Here is a 13,363-nt window from a genome sequence, read left to right as displayed (position 1 = left end):
GTCGGATGTCATACCCCGGTAGGGGGTGGAGGAGAAGCCGGTCCGTGGGGCGGGACGTCAGTCGCCGTCGCCCGGCCGTACCAGCCCCGCCTCGTACGCGAAGATCACCGCCTGGGCCCGGTCCCGCAGGTCCAGCTTGGCCAGCACCCGCCCGATGTGCGTCTTCACGGTCTGCTCGGCCAGCACCAGGTGCCCGGCGATCTCCTGGTTCGACAGCCCCCGCGCGATGAGCTCCAGCACCTCGGTCTCGCGCGGGGTCAGCCCCTTCAGCCGCAGCGCCGGGTCCTTGCGCGGGGCCGGCCGCTGCTGGACGAAGTCCGCGATCAGCCGCCGGGTCACCGAGGGCGCCAGCAGGGCCTCGCCCGAGGCGACCACCCGGACCGCCGCGATCAGATCGGCCGGCGGCGCGTCCTTCAGCAGGAACCCCGAGGCGCCCGCGCGCAGCGCCTCGTACACGTAGTCGTCGATGTCGAAGGTGGTCAGCATCAGCACCTTCGGCCGGTGGACCACCCCCGGCGGCGGGCTGAGCAGCTCCCGGGCCGCCGCGAGCCCGTCCATCTCCGGCATGCGCACGTCCATCAGGACCACGTCGGGATGCACGGTCCGCGAGACCTGGACCCCCTGCCGCCCGTCGGGGGCCTCACCCACCACGTCGATGTCGGCCTGCGCCGACAGCAGGGCGGCGAACCCCGCCCGCACCATGGCCTGGTCGTCGACGATGATCACACGGATGGTCAACTGGCTTCCTCGCTGGCGTCGTTCAGGGGCAGGCGGGCCGCGACCCGGAAGCCGCCGTCGGGCAGCGGCCCGGTGTCCAGGGTCCCGCCCGTCAACCGTACGCGCTCCTGCATGCCGACCAGACCGTGCCCGGTGCCCGAACCCCCGGGCTCCACCGCCGCGTCGCGGGCCGCCGGACCGTTGACGACGAGCACGAGGACGTTCTCGGCGTCGTGCGTCACCGAGACCCGGGTCTCGGCTCCCGGCGCGTGCCGCACCACGTTCGCCAGGGCCTCCTGCACGATCCGGTACGCCGACAGGTCCACGGCCGGCGTCGCCGCCCGCCCGGCCCCGGCCGCGAGCGACAACTCCACCGGCTGTCCGGCCCGTACGGTCGCCTCCACCAGCTGCTGGATCCTGCCGATCCCCGGCTGGGGGGCCAGCTCGGACGCGCCCCCGGGACCTGTCGCGGCGGCTCCGTCCCCGCTCCCGTTGCCGTCGCTGCGCAGCACCGTCAGCAGCCGCCGCATCTCGCTCAGCGATTCGCGCGCGCTGGCCGCGATCGCCGCGAACTCCTCGCGCACCGGCTCCGCCATGCCGGGCAGCCGGTACGGCGCGGAGTCCGCCTGCACGGTGATCACCGACATGTGGTGCGCGACCACGTCGTGCAGTTCCCGGGCGATCCGCGCCCGTTCCTCCAGCAGGGTCCGCCGGGCCCGCTCGGCCTCGCTGATGCTCTCCTGCTCCGCGGTCCGCTGCTGCGCGTCGCCGACCCCGCGCAGCGCGCCCGTCACGGCGAGGAAGCTGCCGCTCAGCACGAAGAGCAGCGCGGCCGTGGTGGTCACCCCGTCGGGCTCGAAGAAGCCGAGCACCACCCCGACGGCGCCCGTCACCAGCCAGACCCCGATCAGGGTCCGGATCGATTCGCGCAGCCCCAGACAGACCATCAGCGCCAGGTAGCCCACGACGGACATCGGGGTCCACGGCCAGGCGTGCCCGGCCACCGCGTCGGCGTGGGTCAGCACCACCGCCCCGACCGTGTCCGCCACCAGGACCAGCCCCCACGCGGGCAGCGGCCGCGTCACCGCCAGCAGCAACGGCACGGTCTGGGCCACGCCCAGGGCCCCCGCCCAGCCGCCGCCCGCCTTGTAGTCGTTGGTCAGCACGGCGATGGTCGCCGGCAGCAGCGACAGCACGCAGATGCCGGCGACGACGTACGGCAGCGCCCGCTGCCACGCCTTCGGCGCCCGCGCGAACAGCGGCTCGGCCGCCCTCGCGGGCGTACGCAGCACCACCGTGAACCGCATCGGCGCCCGGGCCGCCCGCGCGGGAGGCGTCGTACGGGGGTCACGGGGGCGGGCTTCGTCGCGATCGCTCATGATCGGCCCAGCCTATGCTCCGGACTCCCTCCGGCGAGGCAGGAGTACGCTGCTCGCTGTCGATCACAGGGGGAACCGTACGCATGGGCACGGCGGCAGCACTCGAAAAGCTCGTACCGGTGCTGCTGGCCTTCGGCGGGGGTGTCCTGCTCGCCCGCCGCAAGACCGTCCCGGCCGAGGCATCCAAGGCCTTCGCCGACTACGCCTTCCTCTTCGCCGTCCCCTGTTACCTCTTCGGCAACATCTACGCCAGCGACCTCGGCGCCCTCTTCGACTGGCACGCGATCGGCGCCTACGCCGCGGCCGCCGCCCTCGCCGTGCTCCTCCTGGCCTTCGCCTCGGCCGCCCGTGGCGTGCGCGATCCCCGCGACGTGGCCCTGCGCGTCATGGCCGGAGTCCAGGTGAACACGGCCTACTTCGCCGTCCCCGTGTTCATCACCTTCTTCGGGACGGCCGCGCCGATCTTCCCGGTCCTGCTCTTCCAGGTCTGCGTGCTCTCCCTCGTCGTCATCTCCATCATGGAGCTGGGCCGCGCCGGCGAGACCTCCGGCGGTCCCGGCCAACGCCTCCCGCGGGCCGTCGGCGCCTCGCTCGCGACCCCGGTGGTCCTGGCCTGCAATGCCGGCATCGTGCTCAACCTCTCCTCCGTGCACCTCCCGAAGGTGGTGCTGGACGGGGCCTCCTTCGTCGGCGACAGCGCCTCGCCGATCGCCCTGTTCGCCCTCGGACTGCACCTCGGCGGGGTGGGGCTGGACGTCCGGGGCACCTCCCGCGAGGAGATGGCCATCATCGCCTTCAAGTGCCTGGGCTTCCCGCTGCTGGCCTGGGCGGTGTGCGGACCACTGCTCGGGGTGCGGGGCGAGTGGCTCACGTACCTCGTCCTGATCGCCGCCATGCCCACCCCCCAGAACCTGTTCGTCTTCGCCCAGCGCTACGACGTCGGCGTGGACCTCTCCGCCTCGCTGGTGATCAAGAGTTCGGTGGTCTCGCTGCTGCTGCTCCCGCTCTGGCTGCAGACGGTGGCCGGCTGAGGGAGCCGAACCGGCGGCCCGCCCTACGTTCCCCCCGGCGGCTTCGGTCGTTGACCGGGCATGGAGTTGCTGCCGACCATCGCGGCGCCGGGCGTCGGTGAACGGGCCGACGCCGCGGCCGATGCCGCCTGCCACCTCTACGACGCCGTCGCCCCTTGGAGCTCCGCCGAGCCCGGCGGGTGGAGCCGTACGGCCGCCGAGGACGCCGCCGAGACCATCGAGACCACCGCCCACGCCCTCGCGCACGCCCACCCCCGGGCCGAGGTGCTCCTGGCTCCGGTCCACGCCGCCCTCGCCGACCTGCGCCGCCAGCTCGGGCTGCCGCCCGCCGACCCGCTGACCGCCGAGGGGATCCCCGCGACCCCGCGCACGGTGGGCAACCCTCGGCGCACCCGCTGGGTGCGGGTGCTCACCCCGCCTTCGCCCCGGCAACCGCCTGCTCGTACAACTTCTTGACCTCCGGACCGAAGTACGAGCTGTACGAGGTGTCGGCGGTGTCCCCGCCGGTCTTCCAGCCGCCGATGACCCCGACGACGTCCCCGGTCTCGGTCACCGTGTCGTAGTTCTTCAGGAAGGGCCCGCCGCTGGTCCCGCCCGGGTATCCCGTGCAGTCGATCCGCAGGAACGATCCGGGGATCCCGGGATCCTTGCTGGTGAACTTGGTCGTGCGGTTCACGCACAGCCGCGGGCGCGCGGCCGAGGCCGGATAGCCGATCAGGGACACCTTCGCGTGCTCGTAACCGGCGCCGGTGACCAGGCGGTTCCCGCCGACCACCTCCTCCACCGGGAACCCGTCGGCGTCCGGCCCGACCTGCGCGAAGGCCACGTCGAGCGTGGCCCCCTTGTCCGCCCCCAGGCTCTTGTAGAGCGGGTCGATCCACACCTTGGACTTCCCGTCGGCGGCCCGCAGCACCGGGAACATTCCGTACGGCTGCGGGTTGGCCGCCGTGTACAGCGGTACGAAGGCCACCTGGCGGGCGTCGGTGCCGAGCAGGCAGTGCGCCGCGCTGAGCACCAGGTCACGGCCGGGGGAGGAGACCACGCTCGCGGTGCAGAAGTAGGCGCCGCCGCCCTTCATCACGAACATCCGGCCGACGACCGGGATCCCGTCGAAGTCCTGCCCGGTGCCCGGGTCGGTGGCCGCGGTCGCCGACGCGGGGGTCATGGGGGCCGCGGACGCCATCCGGTCGGCCGTCCAGAAGGTCTGCGCCTCGCGGGCGGACCACCGTCCGGGCGGTGGCATGGCGCTCCCGGCCTCGGCCACCGGCAGCGGCCCGGCGGGCAGCAGCAGGGCGGCCGTCGCCGCCGCCACGGTCAACGTACGTCGCATGTCGGGCTCCTCTAGATGGCCTGCGGGAAGCGGAACAGCGTGTCGGGGTCGTAGGTGCGCCGGACCTCTTCGAGGCGGGCGAGGTTCGGCCCGTAGTACGCCTCGCGCCAGGCGGGCAGCTTCGGATCGATGTAGTTCTGGTAGGCGCGACCGCTCGCCCAGGGGCGCAGGTCCTGCCACAGCCCGTCGAGCCAGCCCTGGTGCGCGGACACCTGCGAGGGCGTCGCGGACGCCGGCCAGTAGGCGAGGTACTGGGTGAGGAAGGCGCTGTCGCGGTGCACGAACGCGGTGCCGGCCGCCGCCGTCCGGTTCACGGCGCCGCCGGTCTCCCCGGTGAACTGCACGACCCCGAGGCCGCCGGCCGGTACGGCCTGCCCGTAGCGCCGTACGGCGGCCAGCACGGCGGCGACGCCCGCGTCGGGCAGCCCGGCGGCGCCCCAGAAGTCGGAGCGCCCGGCGTACGAGTCCCGGCCGATCCGTCCCTCGGGGGTCCGGCCGGGCAGCGTGCCGGGCAGGTGGCACTGCGCGGCGCTCTGCTCCGCGCAGCCCGACATGGCGCGCAGGGTGTCCTCGTAGGTGCGTACGACGGTCCAGCTGTCCCGCAGCGGGCGGCCGACGAGGCCGGACAGCCGGGTCAGCTGCCGCTCCAGCTCGGCGCGGCCGTCGAGGCACAGGACGCGCACGGCGGGGGCCGTGGCCGGGCCGCTTTCGATCAGGAACTCGACCTGGCTCCAGAAGGGGTCCGGGAGGGCGGCCAGCCAGCGCTGCCAGCCGCGCAGCAGGGCGGCGGAGTCGGCCTCGGGCCAGTGCAGTTCGGCGTAGGCGCAGTCGGTGGCCGGGTGGGTGCGGAAGCGGAGCTCGGTGACCACGCCGAAGTTGCCGCCCCCGCCGCCGCGCAGGGCCCAGAACAGGTCCGGGTCACGGGTGGCGTCGACCTCGCGCACGACGCCGTCGGGGGTGACGACGGTGGCGCCGGTCAGGGCGTCGGAGGTGGTCCCGTGGGCGCGGGAGGCGAGACCCAGTCCGCCGCCCAGGGTGAGCCCGGCGATGCCGACGGTGGGGCACAGACCGGTCGGCAGGGTGAGCCGCCGCGCGGCCAGGGTCCGGTTGACGTCGCCGAGCCGGGCCCCGGCGCCGACGCGCACGCCGGGCCCCTCGACGGTCACGGCGGCCATCGCGCCGACGTCCACGACGAGCCCGCCGGCCCGGGTGGACCAGCCGGCGTAGCTGTGGCCGCCGGCGCGCGGTACGACGGGGACGGCGGAGCGGCGGGCGAAGTCCAGGCAGACGGCCACGTCGGCGGCGTGCGCGGGGTAGGCCACCGCGCCCGGCGCGACGGTGTCGTAGCGGGGCTGGAACAGCTGCCGGGCCTCCGGGTATTCGGGGTCGCCCGGCAGCACCACCCGCCCGTCGGTCCCGCGCGCGAGCGCCGCCCAGTCGGGAGCGCGGGCGTGCGCCCCGGTGACCCCGAGGGCGGCCAGGACGAGTGCGGGTGCGCCGCCCAGCAACCGGCGGCGATGGAGGCTCATCCCTCCTTCCTGCCATCGCCCGGCCCGATCGCGTCGAAGGCGGGCCCACGCCCCGGCCGCTGCCCCCCGAACGGCCCACGGCCGCCTTCCCGGCGCTCGCCGCCGGCCGCCGGCGCGGTGCCCGTCCGGGCCGGCCGGCGGGGGCGCGAGGGAACGGTTCGAACCCCTGGGCTGCGACGGGGGCGCGAGATGAGTACGGTCTGCCCATGCAGATCGACGGAGCCGGCAGGCAGCAGCGAGGGCATGTTCTTCTCATAGCGGGCGACGCCGCGGTACGGCGGCGGGCCGTCCAAGTCGCGCCCAGTGCGAACCTGGCCGCGCTCGGAGTGCTGCCCGCGTCGGCCCTGTTGAACAGCCACGTTCCCAGTGACACCACGTACCTCGACGGCGCCCGTGATCCCAACACCGTGCTGATGCGGCTGCGCGCCGCCGCGGCGACCCCGGGGCCGCTGCTCGTCTACCTCTCCGGCCGGCTCACGCTCGACCGCCGCGGCCACGGCCTGCACCTCGCGCTCGCCGGGACCACGGCCTCCACCGTCCGCTACACGGCCCTGCCGTGGGACTGGCTGGGGACCGAGCTCGCCGCCCGCCCCACCGGCCCGACCACGGTGGTGCTCGACCTCGTCGCGGACAAGACCGCCTGGCCGGTGCTCCAGGAGTACGGGAGCCTGCCCGCCTCACCCTCCGCAGAGGTGTACGGGGTGGTCGTACCGCCCGCCTTCGCCGGCGGGCCCCACCAGGTCAGCGCGTACACCCGGCACTGGATCGACCAGCTGCGCCGCAGCCCCACCCGCCCCGCCAACCTGCACCTGCACGCCTTCGCCGTCGGAGCCGCCGCCCTGCCGCCCGGCACCCTCGTCCTGCCCGCCACGCGCGAACTCGGCGCCACCGCCGCCCAGCACGCGCCGTACGCGTCTCAGGCACCCCAGGAGCCTCACCGGCCCCAGGAACCCCAGGAGCCTGCTCCCGACCCGCGGCCGCACATCCACGCCCTCGCCACTGGCGGCCGGCACCAGGAGGCCGCGAGCCTCGCCCAGGCCTGGGAGCAGCACGTCCTCCAGACCCACGGCCACAGCTCCCCGGAGGCCACCCACTGGGCCGAGATCCGGGCCGATCTCGCCCGGATGGCCGGGAACTACGGTTCGGCGACCCGGCTCTGGATCAACGCCGGACACCACCGCCTGGAGCACCAGCCGCCGGACGCCCCCGAGGTCCTCGCCGCCGCGGCGGGCGCCCTGTACTGCTGGACCCAGCTCAAGGACCAGGAGGCGGCCCGGGATTCCGGCCCCGAGCTCGTCCGCCTGCTGCGCGCCCTGCCCGGCCTCGAACCGCGGCTCCTGCGGCTGACGCAGCAGCGTCTGGAGGTGCTGGAGGGGAGCGTCGGAACGGTCGGCAGCGTCGGCTAGGCCGTGTCTTTCGGATCAGGGCGCCCCGGGCCCGCCATGATCCGAAAGACACGGCTAGGAACGCCTGCGGGCCAGGAGGAAGGCCCGGGGGGACCCCTCGTCCCCCTCGGGCCGCCGCACCTGACGGGCGATCTCCTCCAGCCCCGCGCCGGCCAGGAGGCCCGCGACCAGCTCCGGCGGGGTCCGGTACACGTCCAGCCCGACGGGACGCCCGTACGCGTGCTCCAGCCGGGCCCTCTCGTCACCCGCCTCGAAGGCGATGAGCAGGTGGCCGCCCGGCGCCAGGACGCGGGCGAACTCCGCGAACAGCGCGGGCAGTTCCCCCGGCGGGGTGTGCGCGGTCGCGTACCAGGCGAGGACCCCGCCGAGCACCGCGTCCGCCACGTCCAGCGCCGCCATGGAGCCCACCTCGAAGCGCAGCCCCGGATACGTCCGCCGGGCCACCGCGACCATCGCCGGGGACAGGTCGACACCGAAGGCCCGTACGCCGAGCCCGCCCAGATGGGCCGTCACGTGCCCCGGACCGCAGCCCAGGTCCGCGACCGCCCGGGCCGCGCCGCTCCCGTCGCCGCGCACGTACTCGGCGAAGGCGGCCAGCATCGCCCGGTCCAGCGGCCTCCGTGCCAGCTCCGTGCCGAGGAGCCGGGCGTAGTCGACGGCGACGGCGTCGTACGCCGCCCGTACGGAATTCAGGTCCGCGGTCTGCCCGGTCTCCTTCATGCCCTGTGACATCAGACCGCCCGGCCCCGCCCGCCGGGCCCGGTCAGCGGATTGTCCAGCTCCGCCCACTGGTCGCCCGGGATCCCGGGGCTCAGCCGCATCAGCGTCAGGGCCTTGGTCGGCAGCGGAGCCGTCAGCAGGGCATCGGTGTCCGCGGTGGCGGGGAGGCCGGCGGCCTCGGCCAGCGCCTCGCCGAACGCCGCTTCCGAGCCCGCCGTGGCCCCCAGCGCGCCGGTCAGCAGGGAGCCGAACAGTTTGCGCCGCAGCAGGGTCACGTCGTCGGAGACGAGGCGGCCCGAGAGCGGGGGCACCGGCAGGCCGTGCCGCACCAGCCGCCGCGGACTGATCCGGATGTCGGCGAGATCGCGGTAGACCAGCCGCAGCGGGGCCCCCGTCGCGGACAGCACGACCAACAGGTTCTGGCCGTGTGCCTCCAGGGCCACCCCGAGGTCGAGCACCCGCAGGCACACCGACAGCGCGAGGCGGGCGAACTCGGCGCGCCAGGCCGCGGACCGCGCGAACGCCGCCCCGCCCAGGGCCGCCACCGGTACCACCCGCTCGCCCGCCGCCGCGTCCGCGTACAGCTCGGGCGGCTCGCGCAGTACCGCCGCCAGGTCCGGGCTGTGCGCCGTCGCCGCGCCCAGGGTGCGGGTGATGTGCAGACGCCCGTCGAGCCGCTGGGACAGGGCCTGCGCGAACGCGGAGACCGCCGCCGCCGTCTCGATGGAGTACTCCGAGATGTCCCGCACGGAGGAGGTCAGCCGGGTACTCAGCGCCGTCTTGACGTGTGCCCCGCCCGCCGCGGGAGCCAGGGTGCGCAGCGCCATCAGGGGATGCGCCGCGAAACCGGGACGCAGCACCCCGCCCGCCCCCCGGCCCGTCTGTTTCAGGACGTGCTGCGCCTGCCACGGGTGCACCGGCAGCAGGAGCCGGCCACCGTCGCGCAGCTCGGCCGGCCACGCGCCCGTGACCAGGCACTCCTCGGCCCGTACGGAGACCAGCCCCAGCTCGACCAGCGGCCGGTGCTCCGGCGCGTACGCCAGCTGCTCGGCCACCGAGAACCCCGGCCGGGAGCGGCAGTTGGGGTGGTAGGGATGGCCGTCGACCACCCGCTGCTCCCACTCCCAGGCGCTCTGCGGAGCGGCGTCCTCCGCCGCCGCCGGCTGCCCGGCCCGCGACAGCGCCAGCGAGGCCGTGCTGTCGTCGAGCTCGGCGGCGAAGGCCTCCCCGTGGGGTACCCCCAGCGCCGTCATGAGCCGTCCGGCCTGCCGGTACGGGGCGCCGTCGAGCAGTACCTCCCGGACGTACGGGTCGGTCGCGTACGGATCCGGGAGCGGGCCCTCCAGCCGGCGGCCGCCGGACAGCCGGAGCACCAGGCCGCCGGGCCCGCGCTCGCGGCGCTCCACCCACGGCAGCGGTTCGAAGGCCAGAGCCCGCCACAGCCGGGTCAGCACGGCGGCCCGGGCGCCGTCGAGCGCGCGGCCGTAAGCGGGACCGAGGGCGGGACGCGCCTCGGCCAGTTCGGCGGACACGGCCTCTTCGGCCGGGGAGGCGGGGAGGTTCATGCTGGGGTGCAGGGCCCTGTTCCTCTCACGGGTCTCTCACGGGTGACGTGATGATCACTTCATCATCGCGGATACTGAAGATCACGGCCGGGCGGACGCCCCGCGACCCGGCACCTGGGATGGACCGAATGGAATCCGTGGACCTCAACGCCGCAGCCGACGCGTACGCCGCCACCCCCCTGCTGAACTGCCTGCTGCGGGAAGCGGCCGATCCCGCCGAGTGGGTTCCGGACGCCGCCGCAGCCGACCGCGGCGGCGCCGTCCACCGGTTGCGCGGCAGCGGCCGGCTCCTGCGCGTACGGGTCGGGCGCAGGCCGCTGCATCCCGAGCTGCGTACGGCGGACGGCTGGCGTCCGCTCAGCCACGCCGAGCTCGTCAAGCTGACCGCCGACGAGCTGCGCCGGTACACCGGCGTCCCCAACGACGAGCTGCCCGTCGAGATCGCCGACAGCCGGGAGGCCGTCGCCGCGCTGCTGGGCGCCCGGGCCGCCGCCGAGCCCCCGCGGGACCCGTACGTCCGCTCGGAGCAGTCCCTGGTCATGGGGCACCCGTACCACCCCGCCCCCAAGGCGCGGGGCGGCGCGCCCGCGGCGAGCTGGCTGCCGTACGCACCGGAGGCGTACGCCCGCCACCCGCTGGTCTTCCTGGGGCTGCGCGAGGACCAGGTGGCCGAGGAGGGCGGCGAGGCCGCCGCCGACGCGATCGACGCGCTGGCCGGGCTGCTCGACGGCCCGCGCCCGCCCTCCGGATACCGGCTGCTGCCCGCGCACCCCTGGCAGCTGGAGCTGGTCGGCGGCTCCCCGGCCGTGCGCACGGCGTTCGCCGACGGCCGGCTGCTGCACCTGGGTCCTTCCCGCCGGCCGGTCCGGCCCACGGCGTCGATCCGCACGCTGTACGTGCCGGGCGAGGCGGACCTCTTCGTCAAATTCAGCCTGGACGTTCGGATCACCAACGACGTGCGCCGGCTGTGGTGCCACGACCTGGTGAAACTGCGCCGTACGGACGCGGCGGTCGAGGCCGCGTTCGACGGGCTGCGCCGCCGAGGGTCGAACGCGGTCTGGCTCGCCGACCGGGGCTACCGCACCGCGTCCTTCGCCTTCGAGGAACTCGCCGTCCTGGTCCGGGACGGTCTCCACGCGCGGCTGGAGCCCGGGGCCACCGCGCTCGCGTCCGCCGCCCTCGCGGAGGGGTTCGCGGGCAGCCCGCTCGCCGCGACGGCCGATCCGGCCGGCTGGTGGCGGGCGTACCTGCGCCATGTGGTGCCGCCCGTACTGGACGTGTTCGCCCGGCACGGCGTCGTCCTGGAGGCGCACCTCCAGAACAGCCTGGTGGCGGTGGATGAGCGGGGCATGCCGGTACAGGCCCTGTTCCGGGACGCGGAGGGGGTCAAGCTGCTGCCGGAGACGGAGCGGGCCGCCGGCTGGCAGCGGCTGGTCTACTGCCTGGTGGTCAACCACCTCACGGAGGTGGCCGGGGCCCTCGCCGAGGCGCACCCGGACGCGGCCGCCGCGGTGTGGCCCGCGGTGCGCGAGGAGTTCTTGCGCTACGACGCGGAACACGGCCTGCCCGAGATCGCGGAACTGCTCTCGGCCCCCTCCCTCCCGGGCAAGACCAACCTGCTGCTGCGCTGGACGCGCGCCGACGGGGCCGACGCCCGCTACATCCCGCTCCCGAACCCGCTGTCGACGCGGGAGTCCCCGAGGGCCTGGAGCCGGCGATCGTGGTGATGGGGTGAAGGCGCCCCACGTCCATGTCCGGCCCGGTGACGATCCCCGGAACGGACAGATCCCTGGGGCAGAGGGGCATTACTACGATGACGTGGAATGATTTCGTGGTGAACGCGGATTTCACCGCGTACTACGACGAAATTCCCGATCTCGCGGGTGTCCGGCTGCGGTCGGTGCACCTGGACGGCTGGGATCCGACCGTCACGCTGCGCCTCGACCTGCCGAGGTACCCCGACCGCTGGGAAGGCGCGCCGGGCGACACCGTGCAGTGCCAGATCCAGTTCATGATGGTGCGGGAATTCCTCATGGAGGGGTGGCGGCCGCCCGTCACCGCGGACGTCCTCCTGCGCGCGCTGCCGGAACACAGGCTGGCTGTGGAGGTCGCGGCGCCCGGTCTCGTCGTGTCCTTCACGGCGAACGCTTCTGTCATGGCAGGGAAAATCAGCGTTTTCACGCAGGACGCGGACGGCGGTGACGGCGGCGCGCGTTCTTTCGCCCGGGCACTTGAAAACCGCCTCTATCCCACGCTTCCCCCGGTCCATGTGAATTCCTTCTACGAGCGTGTGTGAGATGACTGTTCCGAACGACTGGCCGGAACTGCGGGAGCTGTACGGCGCCGACCCGCTGCCGGACCTGGACACCTGCGATTTCTTTCATGTCCATGTTGACGAGCGCGGCACGTCGGTGACTTTCGCCCTGGAGACTTCGCGGCTGCCGGCGCACCCGAAGCCGCAGTGGACGGAAGCGGCGTACAACACCCTGCGCTTCTGGATCGAGTTCAGCGGGGTGGCCGACCTGCGGGTGGCGGGGCTTCTGGCGGACGCGGAGCGTGCGGTACGGATCGAGGGCGGTGGCGACGGCGGCGGGACGGCCGACCGCCTGAAGGTGTCGGTCACCGGTGAGACCCGCTCGATCGCGTTCTCCGCGGCCGCGTCCCGCGTCACGCAGACCCGTGTCCATCTGAAGGGATCGATCTGAAGGGATCGATCTGAAGGGATCGATCGGGAGGGACCGTTGCAGCGGCGGGATTCGGCCAAGGTGGGGCGGGATCGGGGGCGCCCCCTCACCCACAGGTATAGACCAATGCTAGGTTGCGTACCGCAGTCCTTGACCGCCCGTCAGAGGAGAAGCCATGCCCTCCCTTACGCGGGGCGGCGGCCCGGCCGCCGCCATGCCCAAGTACCAGCGAATCGCCGCGGCGCTGCGGAGCGAGCTCGAAGGCGCCGCGCACGCCGCCGGGGGCAGACTGCCCTCCGAGCGCACGCTGGCCGCCCGGTACCAGGTCAACCGGCAGACCATCAGGGCCGCACTCCAGCACCTGCGGGAGGACGGCCTGATCGTCACCGGCCGGCGCGGCACCCGCTCGGCGGCCGCCGGAACCGCCGCGGCCACGACCGCTGGGGCCGCCGGGTCCACGACCGCCGGGGCCGCGACCGCGGCGGGCGGCGCCGGGCCCCTGCGCCCCGCCCCCGCTCCCGCCCCCGTTCCCGCCCCGGAGCAGAGCTGGCTCACCCTGGTCAGCGTGCCGCCCTCGCTCGCCGGGCTGCTCGGCATGCGCGGCGGGGAGCGGACCCTGGTCCACCACCGCCGCGAGCGCGGCCCGTCGGGGGAGACCCGGCGGGACGCGGTCACGTACCTCTGCCCGCGCGTGATCGCCGAGGCGCCCGAACTCGCCCGCTACCGCGACCGCCCGGCGGTCGTCCGGGACGAGGACCTCGGGCCGCTGCACCGCTGGCTGGACCGGGCCGCCGAACAGGGCCGGGTCGCCGAGACCCTGACGATGACGCGCAGCAGCCACCCGTCGGCCGCCGGCCCGGGCTCCGGCCTGACCGTACGCCGTACCCTGCACGACGACCGGGGCCGGCTGCTCGCCGTCACCGACCTCGCCTTCCCCACCTGGAACCGGCTGACGTTCCACCGGGACCAGGAGGTGGCCGCTTTCCGCGTCACCTGAGCCCT

14 protein-coding genes are annotated in these 13,363 nt (G+C 74.7%); 8 read left to right on the top strand and 6 right to left on the bottom strand.

The genetic code is table 11. The features are described from left to right. Positions 1-57: 57 nt before the first annotated feature. Both CP980_RS03620 and CP980_RS03615 read right to left on the bottom strand, forming a co-directional pair. The gene (locus CP980_RS03620; protein ID WP_099888327.1) at positions 58-738 is read right to left on the bottom strand and encodes a response regulator; all 681 of its coding nucleotides are present in this window, start codon (positions 736-738) and stop codon (positions 58-60) included. After that, entirely contained in the window at positions 735-2,096 is a 1,362-nt protein-coding gene (locus CP980_RS03615; protein ID WP_150492603.1) for a sensor histidine kinase, read from the bottom strand. Before CP980_RS03615 ends, CP980_RS03620 begins: the two co-directional genes overlap by 4 nt. 83 nt (positions 2,097-2,179) lie before the next feature. On the opposite strand from CP980_RS03615, the gene CP980_RS03610 reads away from it, so the two are divergent. Together CP980_RS03610 and CP980_RS03605 are read left to right on the top strand one after the other, a co-directional pair. Beyond that, positions 2,180-3,127, top strand: a complete 948-nt coding sequence (locus CP980_RS03610; protein WP_150492602.1) for an AEC family transporter — start codon at positions 2,180-2,182, stop codon at positions 3,125-3,127. A 60-nt stretch (positions 3,128-3,187) separates the two neighbouring features. After that, positions 3,188-3,583: a hypothetical protein gene (locus tag CP980_RS03605; protein WP_132753930.1), complete on the top strand. Its 396-nt coding sequence runs from the start codon at positions 3,188-3,190 to the stop codon at positions 3,581-3,583. Here the strand turns inward: CP980_RS03605 and CP980_RS03600 are convergent. Next, positions 3,537-4,457 (bottom strand): S1 family peptidase, encoded by a 921-nt coding sequence (locus tag CP980_RS03600; protein WP_132753928.1) that lies wholly within the window; start codon positions 4,455-4,457, stop codon positions 3,537-3,539. The genes CP980_RS03605 and CP980_RS03600 overlap by 47 nt on opposite strands. 11 nt (positions 4,458-4,468) lie before the next feature. Then, complete coding sequence (locus tag CP980_RS03595) at positions 4,469-5,986, bottom strand: FAD-binding oxidoreductase (RefSeq protein WP_150492601.1); 1,518 nt, start codon at positions 5,984-5,986, stop codon at positions 4,469-4,471. A 206-nt stretch (positions 5,987-6,192) separates the two neighbouring features. On the opposite strand from CP980_RS03595, the gene CP980_RS03590 reads away from it, so the two are divergent. Further along, the gene (locus CP980_RS03590; protein ID WP_150492600.1) at positions 6,193-7,392 is read left to right on the top strand and encodes a hypothetical protein; all 1,200 of its coding nucleotides are present in this window, start codon (positions 6,193-6,195) and stop codon (positions 7,390-7,392) included. Between the two features lie 54 nt (positions 7,393-7,446). On the opposite strand, the gene CP980_RS03585 is transcribed toward CP980_RS03590, so the two are convergent. Both CP980_RS03585 and CP980_RS03580 read right to left on the bottom strand, forming a co-directional pair. After that, complete coding sequence (locus tag CP980_RS03585) at positions 7,447-8,112, bottom strand: class I SAM-dependent DNA methyltransferase (RefSeq protein WP_229906867.1); 666 nt, start codon at positions 8,110-8,112, stop codon at positions 7,447-7,449. Positions 8,113-8,123: 11 nt separating this feature from the next. After that, positions 8,124-9,677, bottom strand: coding sequence for an IucA/IucC family protein (locus CP980_RS03580; protein ID WP_150492598.1), 1,554 nt, complete (start codon positions 9,675-9,677; stop codon positions 8,124-8,126). Between the two features lie 119 nt (positions 9,678-9,796). Here CP980_RS03580 and CP980_RS03575 point away from each other — a divergent pair, with 119 nt between their 5' ends. From CP980_RS03575 to CP980_RS03560, 5 genes are all read left to right on the top strand, one after another. Beyond that, positions 9,797-11,404 (top strand): IucA/IucC family protein, encoded by a 1,608-nt coding sequence (locus CP980_RS03575; RefSeq protein WP_150492597.1) that lies wholly within the window; start codon positions 9,797-9,799, stop codon positions 11,402-11,404. A gap of 4 nt (positions 11,405-11,408) precedes the next feature. Then, the gene (locus CP980_RS36675; protein ID WP_373312787.1) at positions 11,409-11,504 is read left to right on the top strand and encodes an HNH/endonuclease VII fold putative polymorphic toxin; all 96 of its coding nucleotides are present in this window, start codon (positions 11,409-11,411) and stop codon (positions 11,502-11,504) included. After that, positions 11,491-11,973, top strand: coding sequence for an Imm50 family immunity protein (locus CP980_RS03570; protein WP_167535781.1), 483 nt, complete (start codon positions 11,491-11,493; stop codon positions 11,971-11,973). The genes CP980_RS36675 and CP980_RS03570 overlap by 14 nt, the downstream gene beginning before the upstream one ends. Position 11,974: 1 nt before the next feature. Then, positions 11,975-12,382 (top strand): Imm50 family immunity protein, encoded by a 408-nt coding sequence (locus CP980_RS03565; protein ID WP_150492595.1) that lies wholly within the window; start codon positions 11,975-11,977, stop codon positions 12,380-12,382. Between the two features lie 154 nt (positions 12,383-12,536). Continuing rightward, a complete protein-coding gene (locus CP980_RS03560; protein WP_150492594.1) occupies positions 12,537-13,358 on the top strand; it encodes a GntR family transcriptional regulator in 822 nt (273 codons plus the stop codon). Positions 13,359-13,363 lie beyond the last annotated feature (5 nt).

Source organism: Streptomyces vinaceus, assembly GCF_008704935.1.
In the GTDB taxonomy this organism is placed as follows: domain Bacteria; phylum Actinomycetota; class Actinomycetes; order Streptomycetales; family Streptomycetaceae; genus Streptomyces; species Streptomyces vinaceus.
Note: the sequence above shows the minus strand (reverse complement) of the source record. Positions and strands in the feature narration are given on the sequence as shown.

Excerpts from the sequence above, each read along its gene's own strand:
- CP980_RS03595 (WP_150492601.1), bottom strand. The coding sequence starts at position 5,986 with ATGAGCCTCCATCGCCGCCGGTTGCTGGGCGGCGCACCCGCACTCGTC.
- CP980_RS03610 (WP_150492602.1), top strand. The coding sequence starts at position 2,180 with ATGGGCACGGCGGCAGCACTCGAAAAGCTCGTACCGGTGCTGCTGGCC.
- CP980_RS03585 (WP_229906867.1), bottom strand. The coding sequence starts at position 8,112 with ATGAAGGAGACCGGGCAGACCGCGGACCTGAATTCCGTACGGGCGGCG.
- CP980_RS03575 (WP_150492597.1), top strand. The coding sequence starts at position 9,797 with ATGGACCGAATGGAATCCGTGGACCTCAACGCCGCAGCCGACGCGTAC.
- CP980_RS03580 (WP_150492598.1), bottom strand. The coding sequence starts at position 9,677 with ATGAACCTCCCCGCCTCCCCGGCCGAAGAGGCCGTGTCCGCCGAACTG.
- CP980_RS03560 (WP_150492594.1), top strand. The coding sequence starts at position 12,537 with ATGCCCTCCCTTACGCGGGGCGGCGGCCCGGCCGCCGCCATGCCCAAG.
- CP980_RS03570 (WP_167535781.1), top strand. The coding sequence starts at position 11,491 with ATGACGTGGAATGATTTCGTGGTGAACGCGGATTTCACCGCGTACTAC.
- CP980_RS03600 (WP_132753928.1), bottom strand. The coding sequence starts at position 4,457 with ATGCGACGTACGTTGACCGTGGCGGCGGCGACGGCCGCCCTGCTGCTG.
- CP980_RS03565 (WP_150492595.1), top strand. The coding sequence starts at position 11,975 with ATGACTGTTCCGAACGACTGGCCGGAACTGCGGGAGCTGTACGGCGCC.
- CP980_RS03615 (WP_150492603.1), bottom strand. The coding sequence starts at position 2,096 with ATGAGCGATCGCGACGAAGCCCGCCCCCGTGACCCCCGTACGACGCCT.
- CP980_RS03605 (WP_132753930.1), top strand. The coding sequence starts at position 3,188 with ATGGAGTTGCTGCCGACCATCGCGGCGCCGGGCGTCGGTGAACGGGCC.
- CP980_RS03590 (WP_150492600.1), top strand. The coding sequence starts at position 6,193 with ATGCAGATCGACGGAGCCGGCAGGCAGCAGCGAGGGCATGTTCTTCTC.